Origin of the sequence: Microvirga sesbaniae (assembly GCF_025460805.1) — a bacterium.
Taxonomy (GTDB): Bacteria; Pseudomonadota; Alphaproteobacteria; order Rhizobiales; family Beijerinckiaceae; genus Microvirga; species Microvirga sesbaniae.
On record NZ_JAMXFJ010000003.1, the window covers coordinates 243,173 to 265,483 of the forward strand.

Annotated in this window: 20 protein-coding genes; 13 read left to right on the plus strand and 7 right to left on the minus strand. The window is 66.6% G+C overall.

Annotated elements, in window-relative coordinates; genetic code table 11:
- Positions 1–96: 96 nt before the first annotated feature.
- Genes OCW50_RS06430 through OCW50_RS06440 form a run of 3 tightly spaced genes read left to right on the plus strand, consistent with a single transcriptional unit; the run spans position 97 to position 2,884 of the window.
- Positions 97–1,212: a Ppx/GppA phosphatase family protein gene (locus tag OCW50_RS06430; protein ID WP_373371318.1), complete on the plus strand. Its 1,116-nt coding sequence runs from the start codon at positions 97–99 to the stop codon at positions 1,210–1,212.
- Complete coding sequence (locus OCW50_RS06435) at positions 1,209–1,907, plus strand: RlmE family RNA methyltransferase (protein WP_262267842.1); 699 nt, start codon at positions 1,209–1,211, stop codon at positions 1,905–1,907. The genes OCW50_RS06430 and OCW50_RS06435 overlap by 4 nt, the downstream gene beginning before the upstream one ends.
- 41 nt (positions 1,908–1,948) lie before the next feature.
- Positions 1,949–2,884: a Gfo/Idh/MocA family protein gene (locus OCW50_RS06440; RefSeq protein ID WP_262267841.1), complete on the plus strand. Its 936-nt coding sequence runs from the start codon at positions 1,949–1,951 to the stop codon at positions 2,882–2,884.
- Between the two features lie 118 nt (positions 2,885–3,002).
- Here the strand turns inward: OCW50_RS06440 and OCW50_RS06445 are convergent, their stop codons facing one another.
- Positions 3,003–3,860 carry a dienelactone hydrolase family protein gene (locus OCW50_RS06445; RefSeq protein WP_262296862.1) on the minus strand — a complete coding sequence of 286 codons (858 nt, stop codon included), beginning with the start codon at positions 3,858–3,860 and terminating at the stop codon, positions 3,003–3,005.
- Positions 3,861–3,923: 63 nt separating this feature from the next.
- Entirely contained in the window at positions 3,924–5,360 is a 1,437-nt protein-coding gene (locus OCW50_RS06450) for a DHA2 family efflux MFS transporter permease subunit (protein ID WP_262296863.1), read from the minus strand.
- A 288-nt stretch (positions 5,361–5,648) separates the two neighbouring features.
- Here OCW50_RS06450 and guaB point away from each other — a divergent pair, with 288 nt between their 5' ends.
- Positions 5,649–7,142, plus strand: coding sequence for an IMP dehydrogenase (gene guaB / locus OCW50_RS06455; RefSeq protein WP_262267838.1), 1,494 nt, complete (start codon positions 5,649–5,651; stop codon positions 7,140–7,142).
- A 21-nt stretch (positions 7,143–7,163) separates the two neighbouring features.
- Positions 7,164–7,595 (plus strand): MAPEG family protein, encoded by a 432-nt coding sequence (locus OCW50_RS06460; RefSeq protein WP_262267837.1) that lies wholly within the window; start codon positions 7,164–7,166, stop codon positions 7,593–7,595.
- Between the two features lie 43 nt (positions 7,596–7,638).
- Here the strand turns inward: OCW50_RS06460 and OCW50_RS06465 are convergent, their stop codons facing one another.
- Positions 7,639–7,788 carry a hypothetical protein gene (locus OCW50_RS06465; protein WP_262267836.1) on the minus strand — a complete coding sequence of 50 codons (150 nt, stop codon included), beginning with the start codon at positions 7,786–7,788 and terminating at the stop codon, positions 7,639–7,641.
- Between the two features lie 122 nt (positions 7,789–7,910).
- Between OCW50_RS06465 and OCW50_RS06470 the strand changes: the two genes are divergently transcribed.
- From OCW50_RS06470 to OCW50_RS06490, 5 genes are all read left to right on the plus strand, one after another.
- Entirely contained in the window at positions 7,911–9,209 is a 1,299-nt protein-coding gene (locus OCW50_RS06470; RefSeq protein ID WP_262296864.1) for an RsmB/NOP family class I SAM-dependent RNA methyltransferase, read from the plus strand.
- A 53-nt stretch (positions 9,210–9,262) separates the two neighbouring features.
- The gene (gene guaA, locus OCW50_RS06475) at positions 9,263–10,819 is read left to right on the plus strand and encodes a glutamine-hydrolyzing GMP synthase (protein ID WP_262296865.1); all 1,557 of its coding nucleotides are present in this window, start codon (positions 9,263–9,265) and stop codon (positions 10,817–10,819) included.
- 192 nt (positions 10,820–11,011) lie between these two features.
- Positions 11,012–11,302, plus strand: a complete 291-nt coding sequence (locus OCW50_RS06480; protein WP_262296866.1) for a DUF1330 domain-containing protein — start codon at positions 11,012–11,014, stop codon at positions 11,300–11,302.
- 151 nt (positions 11,303–11,453) lie between these two features.
- Complete coding sequence (locus OCW50_RS06485) at positions 11,454–11,801, plus strand: ArsC family reductase (RefSeq protein WP_262296867.1); 348 nt, start codon at positions 11,454–11,456, stop codon at positions 11,799–11,801.
- Between the two features lie 23 nt (positions 11,802–11,824).
- Complete coding sequence (locus tag OCW50_RS06490; RefSeq protein WP_262296868.1) at positions 11,825–12,565, plus strand: hypothetical protein; 741 nt, start codon at positions 11,825–11,827, stop codon at positions 12,563–12,565.
- Positions 12,566–12,595: 30 nt separating this feature from the next.
- On the opposite strand, the gene OCW50_RS06495 is transcribed toward OCW50_RS06490, so the two are convergent.
- The 3 genes from OCW50_RS06495 to OCW50_RS06505 form a co-directional block, all read right to left on the minus strand.
- Positions 12,596–14,002 carry a sodium:proton antiporter gene (locus OCW50_RS06495; RefSeq protein WP_262296869.1) on the minus strand — a complete coding sequence of 469 codons (1,407 nt, stop codon included), beginning with the start codon at positions 14,000–14,002 and terminating at the stop codon, positions 12,596–12,598.
- Positions 14,003–14,157: 155 nt separating this feature from the next.
- Entirely contained in the window at positions 14,158–16,053 is a 1,896-nt protein-coding gene (locus OCW50_RS06500; protein WP_262296870.1) for a TRAP transporter large permease, read from the minus strand.
- Positions 16,054–16,094: 41 nt separating this feature from the next.
- A complete protein-coding gene (locus tag OCW50_RS06505) occupies positions 16,095–16,724 on the minus strand; it encodes a TRAP transporter small permease subunit (protein WP_262267828.1) in 630 nt (209 codons plus the stop codon).
- Positions 16,725–17,132: 408 nt separating this feature from the next.
- On the opposite strand from OCW50_RS06505, the gene OCW50_RS06510 reads away from it, so the two are divergent.
- The 3 genes from OCW50_RS06510 (at position 17,133) to der (ending at position 19,847) form a co-directional block, all read left to right on the plus strand.
- Positions 17,133–17,723, plus strand: coding sequence for an NnrU family protein (locus OCW50_RS06510; protein ID WP_262296871.1), 591 nt, complete (start codon positions 17,133–17,135; stop codon positions 17,721–17,723).
- 83 nt (positions 17,724–17,806) lie between these two features.
- Positions 17,807–18,481 carry a tetratricopeptide repeat protein gene (locus OCW50_RS06515; RefSeq protein WP_262296872.1) on the plus strand — a complete coding sequence of 225 codons (675 nt, stop codon included), beginning with the start codon at positions 17,807–17,809 and terminating at the stop codon, positions 18,479–18,481.
- Positions 18,482–18,503: 22 nt separating this feature from the next.
- Positions 18,504–19,847 carry a ribosome biogenesis GTPase Der gene (der, locus tag OCW50_RS06520; protein WP_262296873.1) on the plus strand — a complete coding sequence of 448 codons (1,344 nt, stop codon included), beginning with the start codon at positions 18,504–18,506 and terminating at the stop codon, positions 19,845–19,847.
- Positions 19,848–19,853: 6 nt separating this feature from the next.
- Here the strand turns inward: der and OCW50_RS06525 are convergent, their stop codons facing one another.
- A complete protein-coding gene (locus OCW50_RS06525) occupies positions 19,854–22,253 on the minus strand; it encodes a bifunctional diguanylate cyclase/phosphodiesterase (RefSeq protein WP_262296874.1) in 2,400 nt (799 codons plus the stop codon).
- Positions 22,254–22,311: the final 58 nt, after the last annotated feature.

Sequence of the window (22,311 nt, forward strand, 5' to 3'; positions counted from 1 at the left end):
GTACAATCTGCGGCGGCTGCCCTTGGCAGGAGCGCACGGCGATGGTTACTCTCTTGATCGAATACGGCGTCCGATCGGGACGCCCGGGGATTCGTTTTGACCGTCAAAGTGGACGCGACAGCAGAACCAGGAGACCGACATGCGGACCCGCTGAACGGGTCCGCAAACGGCGCCTCCCTGGTCGCGGAGCGTCCCGCGCCGGCCCGGACCGGTACGCGCCGGCGGTCTTCCAAAAGCTACGCCGCGCTCGATCTCGGCACGAACAATTGCCGCCTTCTCATTGCGGAACCGGCCCATTTCGGCTTTCGCGTCGTCGACGCGTTCTCGCGCATCGTCCGGCTCGGCGAAGGCCTCGGCCTCGGCAACCGGCTGAGTGACGACGCCATCGCCCGTACGCTCGACGCCCTGCGCGTGTGCCGCGAGAAGATGGCCGCGAAGGACGTCACGCGGGCGCGCCTCGTCGCCACGGAGGCGTGCCGTCTCGCCGAGAACGGCCCGTCCTTCATCGAGCGCGTGCGCGACGAACTCGACCTCGATCTCGAGATCGTCGACCGCAAGACCGAAGCGTATCTGGCCGTGACCGGATGCGCGTCCCTGGTCGATCCCAAGGCGCATTCCGTCATCGTGTTCGACATCGGTGGCGGATCGACGGAAATCGCCTGGCTCGACGGTCAGGCGCCGCATGCCTTCGCGGATCCCTGCAAGCGGATCCGCGCTTGGGATTCGCTTCCCGTGGGCGTCGTGACCCTGGCCGAGCGCTGGGGCGGCATCGATGTGACGCCGGAAACCTTCGAGGGCATGGTCGAAGAGGTGTCCGATCTTCTGCTCGATTTCGCCCTGGTGGCGGCGCAGGCGGGACGGGCCCGGCATTTCCACCTCCTCGGGACCTCGGGAACCGTCACCACGGTCGGCGGCATTCACTTGGGACTCGCGCGCTACGACCGGCGCCGCGTCGACGGAATGTGGATGCGCAACGGCGAGATCTCGACAGTGATGCAGCGTCTGCTGCATTCGGACTTCACGCAGCGGGCCGAGAATCCCTGCATCGGCAGGGAGCGCGCCGATCTGGTTCTCGCGGGCTGCGCCATCTTGGAAGCGATCCGGCGGGCATTCCCGTCGGAGCGCCTGCGCATTGCGGATCGCGGATTGCGCGAAGGAATTCTGATGAAGATGATGCGAGAGGATTTCGTGTGGCGAGGGGGGCAGCGGTGAGCGCGAAAGCGGGATCCGGGACCCGCAATCTCAAGCAGCGCGTGAAGACCGCCCACAAGCGGACGCTTTCCTCGCAGAAGTGGCTCGAACGCCAGCTCAACGACCCTTACGTCGCGCGCGCGAAGCGCGAGGGCTATCGCTCGCGCGCGGCCTTCAAGCTCCTGGAGATCGACGAGAAGTACCATCTCCTCAAGCCCGGCCAGCGCATCGTGGACCTCGGCGCCGCGCCCGGCGGCTGGTCGCAGATCGCCGCCACGAAGGTCGGCCCGAAGGGAAAGGTGGTCGGCATCGATCTTCTGCCGATCGACCCCATGCCGGGCGTCGAGTTCATCCAGCTCGACTTCCTGGACGAGAGCGCTCCCGGCCGGCTGATCGAGATGCTCGGCGGTCCGGCGGACATCGTCATGTCGGACATGGCGGCCAATACCACCGGCCACAAGAAGACCGATCACCTGCGCATCATCGGCCTCGCGGAAGCGGCGATCTATTTCGCCCGCGAGATTCTGGCGCCGGGCGGCGCCTTCGTGGCCAAGGTGTTCCAGGGGGGCACCGAGAACCAGCTGCTGGCCGATCTCAAGCGGGATTTCGCGGTCGTGCGCCACGTGAAGCCGGCGGCGAGCCGTGCCGACTCGGCGGAACTCTACGTGATGGCGACCGGTTTCCGGGGGCGGGCCGACGGGACGCCCGCCGCCTGACGGGTCTTGCCCGGGGCCTGATTTTCGCAAAGGACACGACCATGGCAGCGCACCAGATCGGCATCATCGGCCTCGGCAAGATCGCACAGGATCAGCATCTGCCGGTCATCAAGGCCAACCCGGACTTCGAGCTCCTGGCCGTCGCGAGCCAGCGCGGGCTGCAGCCGGACGAGGCGAAGTACAGCTTCCAGGATTACCGGGACCTCCTGAAGATCCCCGAGGTGGAGGCGGTGGCGATCTGCACGCCGCCCCAGGTCCGCCACCAGATTGCCCGCGAGGCGCTCCTGGCGGGCAAGAGCGTGCTGCTCGAAAAGCCGCCGGCCGCCACCTTGAGCGAGCTCGAGGACCTGAAGGAGCTCGCCGCCAAGGTGGGGAAGGTCGTGTTCACCACCTGGCATGCCCAGTACAACAAGGCCGTCGAGGAGGCCAAGAAGGCCCTCGCCGGATGGACGATCAAGCGCCTTCTCGTGACCTGGAAGGAGGACGTGCGCCACTGGCATCCGGGCCAGCAATGGATCTGGCAGCCGGGGGGCTTCGGCGTGTTCGATCCCGGCATCAACGCGCTCTCCATCGTCACCCGCATCATGCCCGAGCCGGTCTTCATCAAGGCTTCGGATCTCGAATTCCCGGCCAACCGCGACGCGCCGATCGCCGCCCATCTGACGTTCTCCATGAGCCACGGACAGGGGGACCTGCAGGCCGTGTTCGACTGGCGCCAGACCGGACCGCAGACCTGGGACATCGAGGTCGAGACGGAAGCGGGCCTGAGCCTCAAGCTCTCCCATGGCGGCAGCTGCCTGGAGATCGGCGGCCGGCAGGTGGTGCAGGAGGAGCCGGCGGAATACCAGGGGATCTACCGACGCTTCGACGAGTTGCTGAACGCCCGCCAGTCCGAGGTGGACGACGCGCCTTTCCGCCTCGTGGGCGATGCCTTCATGATCGGCAGGCGGGTTCAGGTCGAGGCCTTCGAGGACTGATCGGGCGACCCGTCTGTCATCGCCGACCCTTTGCCGGTGGTCCCGGTCGATCGAGGCGCCGCATTCTTCAGGATCGGGATGGCCGGGACAAGCCCGGCCATGACGGGAAGGGGAACGCTTACGCCAGGCTCTTCTTCAGGAATCCGATCGTCCGGCTCCAGGCCAGGTCGGCGGCTTCCTTGTTGTAGCGGGCGGCCCCGGTATCGTTGTTGAAGGCGTGGTTGGCCCCCTCGTAGACGTAGATCTCGTAGGTCTTGCCCGCCTGCTTCAGAGCCGCCTCGTAGGCCGGAATGCCGGCATTGATGCGCTCGTCCAGTCCGCCGTAATGCAGCATCATGGCGGCGTTGATCCTCGGCACGTCCTCGGCCTTGGGCTGTCCGCCGTAATACGCCACGCCTGCATTGAGGTCCGGCTCGTTGACCGCCAGGTTGTTCACCGCGCCGCCGCCCCAGCAGAAGCCGATGGCTCCGACCTTGCCGTTGCTGTCCGGGCGGCCTTTCAGAAAGGCCACGGCCGCCTTGCCGAAGGCGATCACGTCCGGCTGCTTCAACTGGCCGATCATCTCGCGGCCTTTGTCCTCGTCGGCCGGGGTGCCGCCCATGGGCGAGAGACAGTCGAGGCCGAGCGCCACGAAGCCCTGGGTGGCGACCCGGCGGGTCACGTCCTTGATGTGCGGGTTGAGCCCGCGGTTCTCATGAATGACGATCACGGTCGGCAGCTTGCCGGTGGCGTCCTTCGGCCTGACGAGATAGCCCTTCAGCCCCGGGACGCCCGGGATGTCCACGGTTTCCGTCGTGATCCGCGGGTCGCTCTCATCGACGGTCTGAGCCTGCGCGTAGTTGCTCTGCAGGACCGACAGGAGGGTCGTCGCGGCGGCGGTACTGCCGGCCAGGGCGGCGAGCTTGTCGAGGAAGTTGCGGCGGCTCATGCCGCCATGGGTGAAGTCGTCGTAGAGATCGATGATGCGTTGATCCATGCGGGCCTCCCGAAGGGCCGGATTGGTCCGGCGCCTTTATTCCCAACCGGAAGGTAGCGCGGCCTAGCGTCCCGACATACCGTCTCCGAGACCCGTGGAGGCAGGTTTCTCCTTCACAATCCTGTGTCCCGACATCTCGGCGCCGGCGGTCGGCGACAGGCCGATGAAGACGAAGCCGGCGAGAGCCGACACGGTCGCGACGGCCCAGAACGCCGGGCCGAAATCCGCCGCCGTGATCGTGGCGTCGCCGTCGAGGCTGGCCGCCGTCTCCAGCACGAAGGCCCCGAAGGCGACGCCGATGCTCAGCGAAACCTGCTGGAGGGCGCTCGACAGGCTCGTGGCGTAGCTCATCTCCCGGTTGGAGATTTCCGCATACCCGATGGCGTTGAGGCTGGTGAACTGGAGCGAGCGGAAGCAGCCGCCGACCAGCAGGATGATCATGATCAGCCAGTGGGGCGTCTCCGGGGTGAAGAAGCCGTTGGCGGCGACGAAGGCCGCCCCGATGAACGCGTTGACGATCAGGAGCCGGCGAAACCCCGTCCGCTCCAGGATGCGTTTCGCCATGGTCTTCATGAACAGGGCGCCGACCGCCGCGATGAAGGTGAGCGATCCGGACGCGAGCGGGCTGAGACCGAAGCCCACCTGGAGCATCAGCGGCAGCAGGAACGGGATCGCCCCGATGCCGACCCGGAACAGGAAGCCGCCGACCACGCTGATGCGGAAAGTCGGGACTTTCAGGAGCCTGAGTTGCAGCACCGGGTAGGGGGTCCGCCGGGCATGGAAGACGTAGAGGACGAGGCAGATCGCGCCGATCACCACGCAGCCGGTCGAGATCTCGGCCGGAATGAGATGCCGGCCGCCCGAGGCGAAGCCGAGCATCAGCAGGGCGAACCCGAAGCCGGAGAGCAGGAACCCGATCACGTCGAGGGGCGGCGTGTCCTCCTCCCTGATGTTCGGCACGTAGATCGTCGCCAGGACGATGCCGAGGATCCCGATGGGGATGTTGATGAAGAAGATCCACCGCCAGTGGAAATAGGTGGTGATGAAGCCGCCGAGCGGCGGGCCCACGATGGGGCCGACCAGGGCCGGGATCGTCAGGGTCGCGAGGGCCTGAACCACCTCGCTGCGGGCGACGCTGCGCAGCAGAACGAGGCGGCCCACGGGAACCATCATGGCGCCGCCGGCCCCCTGGATGAACCGGGCGATGACGAACCATTCCAGGGAATTGGCGCCCGCGCAGGCGAGCGATCCCGCCATGAAGACCCCGATGGCCGCGGTGAAGATCGTCCGGGCCCCGTACTTGTCGGCCATCCAGCCGGAGATCGGGATGAAGATCGCAAGGCTCACCAGATAGGAGGTCAGGGCAAGCTTGAGGGCGATCGGATCCGTCCCGAGGCTCTGCGCGATCATCGGCAGCGACGTGGAGATGACGGTCGAATCCGTGTTCTCCATGAACAGGGCAGTCGCGATGATCAGCGGGAGAAGGCGGGATTGACGCATGACTCGCAGGACCTAGCGCATCGTGCGGAAAAGTGGATCCGATTTTTCCGCGGAAACGATGCGCTGCTTAAAAAATGAGCATCGAATCGATCCCGAAAGTGGTCGCCACTTTCGGGTCGGATGCTCTAGCGCCCGGCAACCCCGTTGCAAAGAGCGAAATGGCGCAGAGCAGGTCTACGGGGGAAGCGCCTCTTCGACCCTTTGCGAATTGACAAGCCCGTGCTACGGACCCGTGCCAACTCGCCAAAGCGTTATTCTCTCATATCCGAACCCTTGAAGGAGTTGGTCATGGCCTCTGCATTCGCCGATAAGTTCATCGAAGGACTGACCTTCGATGACGTGCTCCTCCGGCCCGGCCGCTCCGAAGTCCTGCCCGGCGACGTGGATGTGGCGACCCGTCTGACCCGGACCATCCGCCTGAACATGCCGATCATCGCGTCCGCCATGGACACGGTCACGGAAGCCCGCATGGCCATCGCCATGGCCCAGAACGGCGGCCTCGGCGTGATCCACCGCAACCTGGAGCCGGACGCGCAGGCCGAGCAGGTCCGCCTGGTCAAGCGCTACGAGTCGGGCATGGTGATGAACCCGATCACGATCCATCCGGACGAGACCCTGGCCGATGCCCTCGCGATGATGAAGCATCACGGCATTTCCGGCATTCCGGTGGTCGAGCGCGGACCGGGCGGGACCAAGGGCAAGCTCGTCGGCATCCTGACCAACCGGGACGTGCGCTTCGCCAACAATCCCGGTCAGCCGGTCTCCGAGCTGATGACCAAGGACCGCCTGATCACCGTCCGCGAGGGCGTGAGCCAGGACGAGGCCCGTCGCCTTCTGCATCAGTTCCGCATCGAGAAGCTCCTGGTCGTCGACGACCATTACCGGTGCATCGGCCTGATCACCGTGAAGGACATCGAGAAGCAGGTCGCCTATCCCAACGCGGCCAAGGACGCCCAGGGCCGTCTCCTCGTGGCCGCCGCCACCACGACCGGCGAGCAGGGCTTCGAGCGCGCCGAGCGCCTCATCGATGCGGGCTGCGACGTGGTCGTGGTCGACACCGCCCATGGCCATTCCGTCAAGGTGCTGGAGAGCGTCACCCGCGTGAAGAAACTCTCCAATGCCGTCCAGGTCGTGGCCGGCAACGTCGCGACGCGGGAGGGAGCCCAGGCCCTGATCGACGCCGGCGCCGACGCGATCAAGGTCGGCATCGGGCCCGGCTCCATCTGCACCACCCGGATCGTGGCGGGCGTCGGCGTGCCCCAGCTCACCGCCATCATGGAGGCGGTCGAGGCGGCGTCCCAGGCGGATGTTCCGGTGATCGCCGACGGCGGCATCAAGTTCTCGGGCGATCTCGCCAAGGCGCTCGCAGCCGGCGCCTCCTGCGCCATGGTGGGATCGCTCCTCGCCGGCACGGACGAGACCCCGGGCGAGGTTTTTCTCTACCAGGGCCGGTCCTACAAGTCCTACCGCGGCATGGGATCGGTCGGGGCCATGGCCCGCGGCTCGGCGGACCGCTACTTCCAGGCAGAGGTTCGCGACACCCTCAAGCTCGTGCCAGAAGGCATCGAGGGGCAGGTGGCCTACAAGGGCCCGGTCTCCGCGGTGCTGCACCAGCTCACCGGAGGCCTGCGCGCCTCCATGGGCTATGTGGGCGCCGCGACCCTGCCGGAATTCCAGGAAAAGGCCCGGTTCATCCGCATCACCAGCGCGGGCCTGCGCGAGAGCCACGTTCACGACGTGACGATCACGCGGGAAAGCCCTAATTACCCGACTCGCAGCTAAGCTTCAGTCGAGTGAGCGCCCATGAGCATCAGTGCCGTCATCCTGCCCGCCCTCGTCCAGGTCGGGCTCACCTTCCTGCTTCTCCTGTGGCTCGGCCGGTCCCGGGTCGGGCGGCTTCGCGCTGGAGACGTGAAGGCGAAGGACGTTGCGCTGGGCGAGCGCAACTGGCCAAGCCATATCCTTCAGATCCAGAACTCGTACCACAATCAGTTCGAGCTTCCGGTTCTGTTCTATGTGCTGGTGGTGCTGGCGCTCATCACCCGCAAGGCGGACATGCTGTTCGTGGTCATGTCCTGGATGTTCGTGACGAGCCGTCTGGTTCACGCGGCCATCCACACGACCTCGAACAAGCTGTCCCAGCGCTTCATGGCCTTCGTGGTCGGCGTGCTGATCCTCGCCGCCATGTGGGTCATCTTCGGCATCCGCATCTTCGCGGCGGAAGCGGGCGTCTGAACAAGCGGACGGGACGGGCCTTGCGCCCATCCCGCTGATCGCATCAGTACTTGCGGCCGCTCTCGAGCTGGGTCTTGGCGTCAGTCTGCTTCATGGGGGGCGGGGTCAGGTCGGCGGCCGGGGCCGTGGCGCAGGCCGCGATGGTCAGGGTGAGGCCGACGGCCATCAGGCCGCGGGTCAGTCGGGTCAACATCGAGAGTGGCTCCAAAGAGGAAACGTGCGGAATGCACGCGGCCTCACCATGTTCTCTCGATGAGGACGAAAAGTAGGTAACAACGTGTCGTTTCCACGGCCAAGCTTGAGTGTGCCCTTTCGATGACGCCAGCCGCCCGCATCTCCGCCGCCATCGAGGTTCTGACCGACATCGACGCCCGGCGCCGCCCGGCCACCGATGCCCTCAAGGATTGGGGCCTCTCCCATCGTTTCGCCGGCTCCAAGGACCGGGCCGCCATCGCGAGCCTCGTCTACGATGCCCTGCGCCGAAAGGCCTCCGCGGCCTGGATCATGGGAGAAGCCACGCCCCGGGCCATCGTCCTCGGCATGTTGAGGCTTCAACGCGGCCTCGATGCCGCGGCCGTCGCGGCCCTGTGTTCCGGCGAGCGGTTCGCCCCCGAGCCCCTGACCGCCGACGAGCGCTCCAGGCTTGAAAGCGCCGACCTCGGCGGCGCGCCGGCTCCTGTGGCGGGCGACTTCCCGGACTGGATCGAGCCCTCGCTCCGGCGTCTCTTCGGCGATGATCTCGTGCCCGAGATGCGGGCGCTCACCGCCCGGGCCCCGCTCGATCTGCGGGTGAACACCTTGAAGGTGCCCTCGCGGGAGGAGGCGCACGACGCCCTGCCGCATCTCGGCGCCGTCGAGACCCCGCTCTCGCCCCTGGGTCTTCGCATCGCACCGGGCGAGGACGGGCGCGGCCCGGCCGTCCAGTCCGAACCCGAATTCCTCAAGGGGTGGATCGAGATCCAGGACGAGGGCTCGCAGCTCGTGGCGCTTCTCGCCGGGGTCAAGCCCGGCGAGCAGGTGGTCGATCTCTGCGCCGGCGGCGGCGGCAAGACCCTGGCGCTTGCGGCCATGATGGAGAACCACGGTCAGATCTACGCCACCGACAACGATGCCCGCCGCCTCGCGCCGATCCACGACCGCCTGGCCCGCGCGGGCGTCCGCAACGTCCAGGTCCGCACCCCGCGGGCGAAGGCCGATGCGGTGACCGATCTCGACGGGAAGATCGACTGCGTGCTGGTGGACGCGCCCTGCACGGGGGTCGGCACCTGGCGGCGCAACCCGGACGCCAAATGGCGCCTGCGCCCCGGCAGTCTGGATGTGCGGCGCAAGGAGCAGGAGGCGGTCCTCGACCGGGCGGCCCGGCTCGTGCGACCGGGGGGACGCATCGTCTACATCACATGCTCGATCCTGCCGGAGGAGAACGACGATGCCCTGACGGCGTTCATGGAGCGCCACGACGGGTTCACGCCTCTGCCGCCGGCCGCGGTCCTGGACGCGGCGCGGCTCGGCCCCCTCGAGAAGGCCGTGCGCCCGACCGCCCACGGGCTCCAGCTGACGCCGCTCAGGACCGGGACGGACGGCTTTTATGCCGCGATCCTGGTGCGAAACCCATGAAAAGCCTCATATTTCGATTGTCGCCCCGACCCGGAAACCCGTAAGAACCCGCCATGACCCAGACCCACGACAAAATCCTCATCGTCGATTTCGGCTCCCAGGTGACCCAGCTCATCGCACGGCGCGTGCGTGAGGACGGGGTCTATTCGGAGGTGGTGCCGTTCCAGAAGGCCGCCGAGGCGATCCGGACCATGAAGCCGAAGGGCGTGATCCTCTCGGGCGGACCGGAATCGGTCACGGCGGACATGTCGCCCCGGGCTCCTCAGGAGCTGTTCGACACTGACCTCCCGGTCTTCGGCATCTGCTACGGCCAGCAGACCATGGCGGCGCAGCTCGGCGGCGAGGTCGAGAGCGGGCACCATTCGGAGTTCGGCCGCGCCGAGGTCGAGGTGCTCACCGAGAGCCCGCTGTTCCAGGGCGTGTGGCAGGTCGGCAAGAAATATCCGGTCTGGATGAGCCACGGCGATCGGGTCACCAGGCTTCCCGAAGGATTCGAGGTCCTTGCCGCGTCCGAGAACGCCCCCTTCGCGGTCGTGGCCGACGAAGAGCACAAGTTTTACGGCGTGCAGTTCCATCCCGAGGTGGTGCACACGCCCCAGGGCGCGCAGCTCATCCGCAACTTCGTGCGCGACATCGCGGGCTGCAAGGGCGACTGGACCATGAAGGCCTTCCGCGAGGAGGCCATCGAGCGCATCCGCACCCAGGTCGGCACCGGCCGGGTGATCTGCGGCCTGTCCGGCGGCGTCGATTCCGCCGTCGCGGCGGTCCTGATCCACGAGGCGATCGGCGACCAGCTCACCTGCGTGTTCGTCGATCACGGCCTGCTGCGCGCATCGGAAGCCGAGCAGGTGGTGACGCTCTTCCGCGACCACTACAACATCCCGCTCGTTCACGTGCAGGCGCAGGATCTCTTCATCGGGGCCCTGGAAGGCGTGTCGGACCCGGAGGTCAAGCGCAAGACCATCGGTCGGCTCTTCATCGACGTGTTCGACGAGGAGGCCAAGAAGATCGGCGGGGCGGATTTCCTGGCCCAGGGCACCCTGTACCCGGACGTTATCGAAAGCGTTTCCTTCACCGGCGGCCCTTCGGTCACCATCAAGAGCCACCACAATGTGGGCGGCCTGCCCGAGCGGATGAAGATGAAGCTCGTGGAGCCCCTGCGCGAGCTGTTCAAGGACGAGGTGCGCGTGCTCGGCCGCGAGCTCGGCCTGCCCGACGCCTTCGTGGGCCGCCACCCGTTCCCGGGCCCGGGCCTCGCCATCCGGGTTCCCGGCGAGATCACCCGCGAGAAGCTCGACATCCTGCGCAAGGCCGATGCGATCTATCTCGAGGAGATCCGCAACGCCGGCCTCTACGATCAGATCTGGCAGGCCTTCGCGGTGCTGCTGCCGGTGAAGACCGTGGGCGTCATGGGCGATGCGCGCACCTACGATCACGTCTGCGCGCTGCGCGCCGTCACGTCCATCGACGGCATGACGGCGGATTTCTACCCCTTCGACATGGGCTTCCTCGGCCGGGTCGCGACCCGGATCATCAACGAGGTCAAGGGCATCAACCGTGTCACCTACGACATCACCTCCAAGCCGCCCGGCACCATCGAGTGGGAGTGAGGTGACGTCTCCTGCTCGGCGCTCCCGGCACAATAGTAGGTCAGCCGAGCGGCGAACAGGCGTCCCAATCCTGTTCGCCCAAGAGCCTGTTAGCCCAAGAGCCGGATCGCGAGCACGAGCGGTCGTCCCGAGCGTGACGTTTCGGGCGAATTCCCTTATCGTCGGACAGAACACGCGGAGGGACCGGGGACCATGGCCAAAGCCTATTGGGTCGCAACCTATCGTTCGGTCAGCAATCCCGAGGCCTTGGCGGCCTACGCCGCCCTCAGCGGCCCGGCGATCGTCGCAGCCGGCGGCCGTATCCTGGCGCGGGGAATACCCGCTCACCTCTACGAGGGAGGGCTTCAGCAGCGCACGGTCGTGATCGAGTTCGACTCGGTCGAGCAGGCCCGGGCGGCCCATGACAGCCCGGCCTATCAGGAGGCCTTGGCTGCCCTGGGCGGCGGAGCGGAGCGCGACATCCGCATCGTCGAAGGCGTTTGACGGGTCCGCAAGCCCGACGAGTTGGGCATTTCACGGGGCGCCGTCAGCCTCGAAAGTCCTTCAAGGCGGCTCCATCGCTGTCGATGAAACCGCTCGGCAGGATGTGTTGGAGGATCCGGCGTCCTCGACGATGAATGGATTGGAGTGGACGATGGCGATGACCCTCTACGGCATCAGGAACTGCGACACGGTGAAGAAGGCGCGCGCCTGGCTCGATGGCGAGGGCGTGCCCTTCGCGTTCCACGACTACAAGTCGGAAGGGATCACCCGGGCGCGGCTCGAATCCTGGGTGTCGCAGGTCGGCTGGGAGACGCTTCTCAACCGTGCCGGCACCACCTTCCGCAAGCTCCCGGAGGCAGACAAGCTGGGTCTCGATCAGGCCAGGGCCATCGCGCTCATGCTCGATCAGCCCGCGATGATCAAGCGCCCGGTGCTCGACCGCGGCGGGCGCATCCTGGTCGGCTTCAAGCCGGAGCTTTATGCGGAAGAAGTTCAGTAACCTGGAATATGACGGGGATCGCCATGGCCCGAGGGCCGAAGACGACATTGGCGGCCGTTTTGCTCCTGCTGACGGGCTGGGCCGGGCCCTCTCGTGCCGAGGGTGCCGGATGCTTCCACTTCGGCTACGAGCTCCAGGACCTCGAGGCGAACCGGGACGTCTATCTCGGGCGCATCAACGCTCTCGCGCCACGGGTGAATTTCGTGAAGCGCGCCGTCTTCGGGAAGGGCTGCCCCAACAGCAGCGCCGCCTGCAAGGATAAGGCTTATCTCGTCCCCGGCGACGAGGTGGTGATCTCGGGCGGCGACGGAGATTTCCTGTGCGCCAGCTATCCCGGCCGGAAAGGCGTTGTGACCGACGGCTGGTTGCCGCGTGGTGCGGTGTCCGCCGTGCCCGAGGAGCCCGTGGCGGCGCCCCACGGCTGGATTGGAACATGGGACAGCGGTCCGGAGCAGACGATCCGGATCGAGGCCGGCGCGCAAGGGACGCTGAGGATCAAGGGCGACGCCACCTGGGGCGCGTCCGATCCGGGCCGCGTCGCGCGCGGCGCCGTGAATATCGGTGAACTCGACGGCGAAGCGCCGGTGCGCGGCGCCATGCTCTCCTTCGGCATGGGAGAGGACGGGCCGCTGCCGTACGACGAAGCCGACGAGGCCGATTGCCGGGTCCAGCTGCGCCGTCTCGGCGCCTACCTGCTCGTCAGGGACAACGCCATGTGCGGCGGCCACAACGTGACCTTCACCGGGATCTACCGGCGCCGGTAACGAGGCCGCGCCGGCAGGTCCCGTCGACGCTCACCCCCTGAAGAACAGGAGCGTCAGGAGCATGAAGGTCGGGATCAGGATGGCGCCCGACCAGAGCAGATAGCCGAAGAAGCTCGGCATCTTCACGCCGCCTTCGCGGGCAATCGCATAGACCATGAAGTTGGGCGCGTTGCCGATATAGGAGTTCGCCCCCATGAACACGGCGCCGGCCGAGATGGCCGTGAGCGTCAGCGCCCCGGTGGTCATCAGCTGCTGCGGATCGCCGCCGGCCAGCTCGAAGAACACCAGATAGGTCGGGGCGTTGTCGAGGAACGAGGACAGCCCGCCCGACAGCCAGAAATAGGCCGCGTTGTTGGCGCTGCCGTCCGGGTTGGTCACGAGCGCGACGAGCGGCGCGAAAGCCCCGTGCGCTCCGGCCTTGAGCATGGCGAGCACCGGGATGATCGCGATGAAGATGCCGGCAAACAGCTTCGCCACCTCCTGGATCGGTCCCCAGGAGAAGCCGTTCTCGATCCGGTTTGCCTTCGAGGTCGTCTTCAGGGAGATCACCGTCACGACGATCATGATCAGATCGCGCAGGGCGTTGGCGAGCTCGATCTCCACGCCGAGCACGGTGACACGGCCGAGATCCGTGGTGGCGCTCATGAGGATCGCCGCGATGATGATGAAGATCAGGAGGAAGTTGATGCCGCCCGTGACCCGCACCGGGTTGTCGGGCGTCGGGTCGGGCCGGACGCGCCCTTCCTTCCGGTAGACCACGAGATCGATCACGAAGAACAGGGCGAGCAGCAGGAGGCTGGCGAACAGGGTCTCCGGCAGCAGGTGCGTGGTGGTCCAGAAGAAGTCGACGCCGCGCAGGAAGCCCAGGAAGAGCGGCGGGTCGCCGAGGGGCGTGAGCGAGCCGCCGATGTTCGACACCAGGAAGATGAAGAACACGATCACATGGACGTTGTGCCGCCGGTCGTCGTTGGCCCGCATGATCGGGCGGATCATCACCATGGAGGCGCCTGTCGTGCCGATGAAGCTCGCCAGGACGGTGCCGAGGCCGAGGAGCATCGTGTTGGTGCCGGGCGCCCCGTGGATGTTGCCGCGCACGAGAATGCCGCCCGCCACCGTGAACAGCGCCAGCAGCAGGAGGATGAAGGGGATGTATTCGAGCAGCGCCGTATGGGCGAGGGCGTGGATTGCCGTGGTCGGCCCGAAGGCGACCGCCATGGGGGCCAGGACCAGCAGGCCCCAGCCGGCTGCGATCTTTCCCTGGTGGTGCTCCCAGACATGGGGGGCGAGAAGCGGGAACAGCGCGATGGACAGAAGGATGCCGGCGAAAGGCAGGGCCCAGGCGAAGCCGAGGCTCGCCCCGTCGAACTCGGCCGCGAAGGCCGCCTGAGGCAGGAGGGTGAGCACGCCGGTCAGCGCCAGGCTCGTGATGCGAAGCATATCGTCGGTTCCCCCTCAGGTGCCGCTCGGACCGGCATGGTTTTTCTCGGTCGCGCCGTGGTTCTATGGGACGGGCGACCGGTCCGCAACGGTTCGCCCGTTAGCAAAAAGGCGGGCTCCGAAGCCCGCCTTTTCCTGTTTTGCCCGAGCGTCCGTTACTGGATCTTCGGAGGCTCGTCGAAGTTCAGGCCCGGGAGGCCGCCCGGTTCGCTTCCCGGCGCGCCCAGGCCCGGCACCAGGAGTTCGTCGAGCTTCTGCTGCACCGCCGCCGGATCGACCACGGGACCGGCCGCCTTGTAGTGGGTGACGAGGCCCGGGAAGGCGATCACGATACCCACCATGATCAGCTGGATGATCACGAAGGGAACGGCGCCCCAGTAGATCTGCCCCGTGGTCACGGGCTCCATCTTCTTGCCCGTCACGCGGTCGATATACGGGATCTTCGGGGCCACCGACCGCAGGAAGAAGAGCGCGAAGCCGAAGGGCGGGTGCATGAACGAGGTCTGCATGTTCACGGCCAGGATCACGCCGAACCAGATCAGGTCGATGCCGAGCTTGTCGGCCGCGGGCCCGAGGAGCGGGATGATGATGAAGGCGAGCTCGAAGTAGTCGAGGAAGAAGGCCAGGAAGAACACCAGCGCGTTCACGAAGACCAGGAAGCCGACCTGGCCGCCCGGAAGCGAGGTGAGCAGGTGCTCGACCCAGATGTGGCCGTTCACCCCGTAGAAGGTGAGCGAGAACACGCGTGCGCCGATCAGGATGAACAGCACGAAGGCCGAGAGCTTCGCGGTGGCTTCCGTCGCCTGGCGGACCAGGGTCCAGTTGAACCGCGCCGGGTTGTTGTCGAGCTTGCGCTTGATGGCCGCGAGGATCACCGAGCCCAGGGCTCCCATGGCGCCGCCTTCGGTCGGCGTCGCGAGGCCGATGAAGATGGTGCCCAGCACCAGGAAGATGAGCAGGAGCGGGGGCACCATGACGAAGGTGACCTGCTGGGCCATGTTCGACATGAGGCGAAGGCCCGTGAAGCGCTCGACGATTCCGACGATGAGCGCATAGATCACCCCGGCCAGGATCATCTCGAAAGTGAGGGCGAAGTTTTCGTGGCCCTGGCTGTGCAGATAGGCGTAGATGCCCGCCAGGACGGCCGCGAGGACGACCGAAATGGCGACCCGCTTGGCGCCCAGCATCTTGTTCATGAGCGCGCAGATCAGGGCCACGACGGTGGCCACGCAGATCGTCAGGATGACGAAGTCGGCGCCGGCCTTGGTTCCGGTTTGCGACATCACGTAGTAGCCGACCAGCCCCGAGAAGACGACCAGGATGCCCAGCTGCCACACGCCGCGCGCCCCGTCGGGCTCGCGGTAGCCGATCGCCTCCGGGGGCAGGCCGGGGGCCGATTTCGGGTACACGATCGACATCAGCATGACATACCCGGCGTAGAGCGCGGTCAGGATCAGGCCGGGGAGGAACGCGCCTTCGTACATGTCGCCCACCGACCGGCCGAGCTGGTCGGCCATGACGATGAGAACCAGCGAGGGCGGGATGATCTGGGCTAGGGTGCCCGAGGCCGCGATCACGCCGGAGGCCAGCCGGCGGTCATAGCCGTAGCGCAGCATGATCGGCAGGGAGATGAGGCCCATCGAGATCACGGAGGCGGCCACGACGCCCGTGGTGGCCGCCAGCAGCGCGCCCACGAAGATCACCGCATAGGCGAGGCCGCCGCGCACGGGGCCGAAGAGCTGGCCGATCGTGTCGAGCAGATCCTCCGCCATGCCGGAGCGTTCCAGCACCAGTCCCATGAAGGTGAAGAACGGGATTGCCAGCAGCACCTCGTTCGACATGGTGCCGAAGATGCGGTCGGGCAGGGCCTGGAGGAGGGGCCAGGAGAGGGTGATCGTCTCGGGTGCGTAGGGAGCAAGCTCCACCGCGATGAAGAAGAACAGGAGGCCGTTCGCGGCGAGCGCGAAAGCCACCGGATAGCCGAGCAGGAGGAAGATCACGAGCGCCGCGAACATGATCGGCGCGAGGTTCTGGGCAATCAATGCAGCCATTGATGGAAACTCCGAAAACTTGATGTCAGGCGCCGAAAGGATCAGCTCACGCCGTCGCCGGGGGGCGTGCCGCCCTTGCCCGGCGTGTTGACGGTGCCGATCTCCTGGATGAGGCGCTCCGCCTCCGCCTCAGCGCTGTGAGCGCCGGCGCTGTCCTGCTCGTCCACGAGCTCGCCCTTCATGATGGCCACGCGCTTGATCAGCTCGCTCAGCCATTGGAAGAACATCGAAATGAAGCCGAGCAGGATCAGCCCCTTGGCCGGCCAGATCAGAAGGCCGCCCGCATTCGACGAGACTTCGCCCGACCGGTACGAGTTGAGGAAGAACGGGACGCACAGCCAGAGCAGCAGGGCCACGAAGGGAAACAGGAAGAACAGGTGCCCGAAGACGTCGATCGTGTCCCGACCGCGCTTGGAGAGCCTGCTCGAGACGATGTCGATGCGGATGTGCTCGTTCGCCTTCAGGGTCCAGGCCGCGCAGAGCATGAAGACCGCGCCGAACAGGTACCATTGCAGCTCGAGCCAGGCATTCGAAGAAACACCGAAGATGCGCCGGATGAACGCGTTGATCGCGGAGACCAGGATGGCCGCCACGATGGCCCAGGCGGCGATCTTGCCGAGGCGCTCGTTGATCGAGTCGATGACACGGGATAGCCCAAGAAGTGCCGTCACCTGTCTCCCCCTTGAAAACTTGTTGAGATCTTGCGGCCTAGCTATCGGACTTGGAGCGGCCTCGCTAGTGCCGATTTAGTCTAAAGCAAGGTTTGAGCCGTCCGTAGCGGAGAAATTTTCAGGCTGCAAGCGGCCCCTTTGTTAAAAGTTTAGGCAGTCCAAGGGTTTGATGACGATAGGAAACTTGCGGGTCCGAGCCGGGGGTTTTTTGTCCCAGGGCGATCCTCCCGGTCCTGCGGGTTGGTTTTCCTCGACGGCAATGGCTATAAGTTCCTAGAGCATCGCACGGAAAAGTGGCCCCGGTTTTCCGTTCCGACCGATGCTCTCATTCAAGAAGAATGCATCGGATGGATCCCAAAAGTGCAAGTCCACTTTTGGGTCCGATGCTTTAGCAACCGGAGACCTCCCGTGACGCTTCTGATCCTTGGCCTCGTGATCTTTCTCGGCATGCATGCCTTCAGCATGGCGCGGGGCGTCCGGGCCGGCCTGATCGGGAGGATCGGGGAGGGGCCCTACAAGGGTCTCTACTCCCTCGTGTCCCTGCTCGGGGTCGTGCTGATCGCGATCGGGTTCGGCCAGTACCGGGAGGGCGGGTACATCCCGGTCTGGGATCCCCCGGTCTGGACCCGCCATCTCGCCCTCCTGCTGGTCTGGGTCGCCTTCGTGTGCTTCGTGGCGGCCTATCTGCCGGGGCGCATCAAGCGCGGGCTGAAGCATCCGATGCTCGCCGGCGTGAAGATCTGGGCCTTGGCGCACCTTCTCGCCAACGGGGACCTGGGGTCGATCCTGCTCTTCGGCTCCATCCTGGTCTGGGCGGTGCTGGCCCGCATCAGCGCGAAGCGCCGGGACGTGGCGGCCCAGCACGGGGGCACGGCGGCCCCGGCCGGATGGCGCAACGACGTGCTGGCGGTGGCGATCGGCACGGCGGCGTATCTGGCCTTCGTGTTCTGGCTCCATCCCTGGCTGATCGGCGTTCCCGTCCTGCCCATGCGGGCATGAAGCCTCTCGCCATGCGCGGTCGTCTATGTTAGGCGACCTCCTTCGATGCAGGAGGCGGCCGCCCGAGCCGCATGAGAGACACGATGGCCCCGAACGACGAGTTCATTCGCGAAGTCGATGAGGAATACCGCCGCGACCGGATCGCCCAGATCTGGAATCGCTACAACGGAATCATCATTGCCGTCGTGGTTCTGATCGTGGCGGGCGTCGGCGGGTGGCGCTTTTGGCAGCACACCCAGGAACAGCGCGCCCAGGAAGCGGCCGTGCGCTACGAGGAGGCCCTGCGCCTCTCTTCGGAGGATAAGGGACAGGAATCCCAGGCCGCCTTCGAGACCGTCGTGAAGGAGGACGGCGCCACCGGCTACGCCATGCTGGCCCGCTTCCGCCTGGCCGCCGAGCTGGGGCAGCAGAACGCCGAGAACGGCGCCTCCGCGTTCGACGCGCTCGCCAACGACGGCTCCGTCCCGCCGCTGTGGAAGGACCTTGCGCGTCTGCGCGCCGCGTGGCTGCGCATCGACACCGCCGAACCGGCCCGCCTGCGCCAGGCCGTGGAGCCGCTGGCGGCTCCCTCCAACGCGTGGCGTCATTCGGCCAGGGAACTCTTGGGATTATCCGGCCTTAAGGCCGGTGATATGGATTATGCGGGTCGATGGTTCGACCAGATCGCCGCCGACCGCGAGACGCCCTCTTCCCTGAGGCAGCGCCTCGCAGTCTATACCGCGCTCGTGGCGGGCGGTCCGGTCCAGGCGACCCAGTGAGACCAGCAGGATAGGACAGGACATGACGGCGACCGTCGCCATTGTCGGGCGGCCGAATGTCGGCAAATCGACTCTCTTCAACCGGCTCGTCGGCAAGAAGCTGGCGCTCGTGGACGATCGCCCGGGCGTGACCCGGGACCGCCGCGAGGGCGAGGCCAGGCTCGGCGACCTGGAATTCCGCATCATCGACACGGCGGGTCTCGAAGAGGCCACCGAGGAATCGCTCCTCGGCCGCATGCGCGCGCAGACGGAAGCGGCCATCGCCGATGCGGACGTCATTCTCTTCGTGATCGACGCCCGCGCGGGCATTCTGCCGGCCGACCGGCCGTTCGCCGAAATGGTCCGCCGCTCAGGCAAGCCCGTGATCCTGATCGCCAACAAGGCGGAGGGCTCGGGCGGCATGGCGGGCGCCTACGAGGCGTTCGGACTGGGGCTCGGGGAGCCCGTTCCCCTGTCCGCCGAGCACGGGGAGGGAATGGCCGACCTGTTCGAGGCCCTGATGCCTCACTTCCCCGACCCGGACGACGTCGAGGAGGAGGACGATCCGAACAAGCCGCTCCAGGTCGCCATCGTGGGTCGGCCGAACGCCGGCAAGTCGACCCTCATCAACCGCATGGTGGGCGAGGAACGGCTGCTCACCGGCCCCGAGGCCGGCATCACCCGCGATTCGATCTCCCTCGACTGGGAGTGGCGGGGGCGTCCGATCAAGCTGTTCGACACGGCCGGCCTGAGGAAGCGCGCCCGGGTCGAAGACAAGCTCGAGAAGCTCTCCGTGGCCGACGCGCTGCGTGCCGTGCGCTTCGCCGAGGTGGTGGTCGTTCTGCTCGACGCCACGATTCCGTTCGAGAAGCAGGACCTCTCCATCGTCGATCTGGTGGAGCAGGAGGGCCGCGCCCTCGTGATCGGCCTCAACAAGTGGGATCTCGTCGCCGACCAGCAGGGGATTCTGAAGGATTTGAAGGAGAAGGCCACCCGCCTCCTGCCGCAGGTGCGCGGCGCCCCGGTGGTGCCGCTCTCGGGTCTCGCCGGCAGCGGCATCGATCCGCTCATGAAGGCGGTCTTCCAGGTCTACGAGACGTGGAACTCCCGGATCCCGACCGCGAAGCTCAACCAGTGGCTCTCCGAAGCGCTGGAAGCCAATCCGCCGCCGGCCGTGTCCGGCCGGCGCATCAAGATCCGCTACATGACCCAGGTGAAATCGCGCCCGCCGCATTTCGCCGTCTTCGGCAACCAGCTCGACGCCCTGCCGAAAAGCTACACCCGGTATCTCGTCAACGGCCTGCGCGAAGCCTTCAACCTTCCGGGGACACCGATCCGCGTCTCGCTGCGCATGGGTCAGAATCCGTTCGACAAAGAGCGGAAGTAGGCGAGATCAGTTCCAGGCCGCTTTGACCTGAGGCTGCGGCAACGCCACGACGTTCGCCGCGATCAGCGGCACGAACTCCTTGATGGGCGCCGGGCGGCCGAACAGGTAGCCTTGCGCCTCGGCACATCCCTCGAGCCCGAGGAACCGAAGCTCTTCCGTCGTTTCGACGCCCTCGGCGATCACGGGAAGGCCCAGGCCGCGTCCGAGGCCGAGCACGGCGCGCACGATGGCGGCCGCCTGAGGGTTCGCATGGACGGCCTGGATGAAGGATCTGTCGATCTTGATCTTGTCGAACGGGAAAGCGCGCAGGTTCGACAGGGAGGAATAGCCCGTTCCGAAATCGTCCATGGCAATGTTGACGCCGAGCGCCTTCAGCCGCTGGAGCGAGTGGAGCGCCCGGCTGGGATCCCGGACCAGCGCCGTCTCGGTGATCTCGATCTCGAGGCGATGCGGCGGCAGATTCATCTCGCCCAAGGTCGCCTCGACGAACTCGACGAAGCCGTCGCTGGTCAGCTGAAGCGCCGAGACGTTGACCGCGATGGTCAGGGGACGCATCCAGGTGGCGGCCTCGCGGCAGGCTTCGCGCATCACCCATTCGCCGAGCTTGAGGATCAAGCCGCTCTCCTCGGCGATCGGGATGAAGACGGACGGCGGAACATTGCCGCGCACAGGGTGGTTCCACCGCAGCAGAACCTCGAACCCGTTCACCTCACCCGTTTCGACCTGTGCCTGCGGCTGGTAGACCACGCTCAGTTCGTTGTTCGCGATCGCGCCGCGCAGATCATGCTCGATGCTGCGACGCTCCCGGATCTGGACCCCCATGGCAGCCTCGAAGAAGCGATAGGTTCCCTTGCCCTCGGTCTTGGCGCGATACAGCGCCGCGTCGGCGCTGGAGAGAAGCTCGGTGCGGTCCTTGCCGTCCGACGGATACAGGGCGACGCCGATGCTGACGGAGACGAGGCCCGCGGGAATGCCGTCCTGCTCCCAAGCGAGGCTTTTCAGCAGGGTGTCGGCGAGCCGCCCCACCTGAGCCGGATCGGTCACGAGGGGAGCGATAATGGCGAATTCGTCGCCGCCCAGACGCGCGAGCATCTGTCCCTCGCCGAGGACCGAGGAGAAATGCTTGGCGATGTCCTGGAGCACGCGGTCGCCGGCGGCATGACCGTAGATGTCGTTGACCTCCTTGAAGCCGTCCAGGTCGAGACACAGGAGGGCGAGCTGCCGACGGGCCCTGCGATGGAAGCGGATCTCACGGTCGAGGCGGTGGTCGAAGCTGGCCCTGTTGCCGAGGCCGGTGAGGGGGTCGTGATGGGCGAGATAGCGGATCTGGGCCTCCGCATCCCGACGGTCGCGGAGGTCCCGGAACGCCACCACGTTGTGCGGCGCGCCGTTGTAGCTGATCTGGCGCGCGATCAGTTCGACGGGCATCAGCGCACCGTCCGCATCCCGCAATTCGGTTTCGATGGCGCGGCCCAGGGAGGCGAACAGCGTGTCGCGCTTGGCGGCGTCGGGAACCCATTCCGACAGGTCCCGGCCGGCGATCTGCTCGGCCGTCAGGCCTGTCAGCCGGGCGAAGCTCTGGTTGACCGTCACGATGACGTCGCCGGCACAGACCACGAGGCCTTCCACCGCGGCATCGGTCAGGTCCCGCATTCTCTCGATCTCCAGGGAGGCGCGCCGGCGATCCCGGATATCGAGGCTCAGCGCAACGACCGCGATGAGGAGAATGGCAAGGCTGACGAGCGCCACGCCGGCCGCCAGCCAACCCGAATGGATCGAAGAGGCCGACAGGGCAATGGACGGATCGGGCGTGATGGCGACCGCTCCCATGGCGGTGAAGTGGTGGCTGCAGATCGCAAGGGTGAGCAGCAGCGCGCCCGACAGCTTCGTGCGCAGCGTCGTGCCGCCGAGCGCAACGGACAAGGCTGCCGCGCCGATCGCCGCTCCGAGCCCGATGGACGCCGCCACCAGCCCATGGTTCCACGCGATCGTGCCCGCGACCTCGAAGGCGGCCATGCCCGTATAATGCATGACCGCGATGCCGCCGCCGACGAGTGCCCCGCCGATCCAGGGCGCCGCGACATGGCCCGGCCGGAGCGCCGCGCCGAACCCGAGGCCGGTCAGCAGAACCGCCGCGATCAGGGAGACCACGGTCAGGACGACGTTGTAGGCGGTCGGCACGGACGGGGAAAAGGCCAGCATCGCGATGAAATGCGTGGCCCAGATGCCGAATCCGGTCGAAGCTGCCGCGATGCCGAGCCAGGTTGCGCGATTGCCGCCGTCCGAGCGGCGCACGTGGTGAAGCAGGTTGACGGCCGTCAGCGAGGCGAGCGCACAGACCAGGGCCGCGAGAGCGACGAGGCGGAGATCGTGGTCGGAAACGACGCAGTCATAGACGGTCAGCATAACGGGCCTTCGCTGGCGATCCGCTGCGGCAACGTCGCCGCCTGCCGAAAAGCCTGTC

Bases quoted from the DNA above. Each gene is read 5' to 3' on its own strand.
- guaA (WP_262296865.1), top strand. From the start codon at position 9,263: ATGACCCAGACCCACGACAAAATCCTCATCGTCGATTTCGGCTCCCAG.
- OCW50_RS06440 (WP_262267841.1), top strand. From the start codon at position 1,949: ATGGCAGCGCACCAGATCGGCATCATCGGCCTCGGCAAGATCGCACAG.
- OCW50_RS06525 (WP_262296874.1), bottom strand. From the start codon at position 22,253: ATGCTGACCGTCTATGACTGCGTCGTTTCCGACCACGATCTCCGCCTC.
- OCW50_RS06445 (WP_262296862.1), bottom strand. From the start codon at position 3,860: ATGGATCAACGCATCATCGATCTCTACGACGACTTCACCCATGGCGGC.
- OCW50_RS06470 (WP_262296864.1), top strand. From the start codon at position 7,911: ATGACGCCAGCCGCCCGCATCTCCGCCGCCATCGAGGTTCTGACCGAC.
- OCW50_RS06465 (WP_262267836.1), bottom strand. From the start codon at position 7,788: ATGTTGACCCGACTGACCCGCGGCCTGATGGCCGTCGGCCTCACCCTG.
- OCW50_RS06480 (WP_262296866.1), top strand. From the start codon at position 11,012: ATGGCCAAAGCCTATTGGGTCGCAACCTATCGTTCGGTCAGCAATCCC.
- der (WP_262296873.1), top strand. From the start codon at position 18,504: ATGACGGCGACCGTCGCCATTGTCGGGCGGCCGAATGTCGGCAAATCG.
- OCW50_RS06500 (WP_262296870.1), bottom strand. From the start codon at position 16,053: ATGGCTGCATTGATTGCCCAGAACCTCGCGCCGATCATGTTCGCGGCG.
- OCW50_RS06450 (WP_262296863.1), bottom strand. From the start codon at position 5,360: ATGCGTCAATCCCGCCTTCTCCCGCTGATCATCGCGACTGCCCTGTTC.
- OCW50_RS06485 (WP_262296867.1), top strand. From the start codon at position 11,454: ATGGCGATGACCCTCTACGGCATCAGGAACTGCGACACGGTGAAGAAG.
- OCW50_RS06515 (WP_262296872.1), top strand. From the start codon at position 17,807: ATGGCCCCGAACGACGAGTTCATTCGCGAAGTCGATGAGGAATACCGC.
- OCW50_RS06495 (WP_262296869.1), bottom strand. From the start codon at position 14,002: ATGCTTCGCATCACGAGCCTGGCGCTGACCGGCGTGCTCACCCTCCTG.
- OCW50_RS06460 (WP_262267837.1), top strand. From the start codon at position 7,164: ATGAGCATCAGTGCCGTCATCCTGCCCGCCCTCGTCCAGGTCGGGCTC.
- OCW50_RS06490 (WP_262296868.1), top strand. From the start codon at position 11,825: ATGGCCCGAGGGCCGAAGACGACATTGGCGGCCGTTTTGCTCCTGCTG.
- guaB (WP_262267838.1), top strand. From the start codon at position 5,649: ATGGCCTCTGCATTCGCCGATAAGTTCATCGAAGGACTGACCTTCGAT.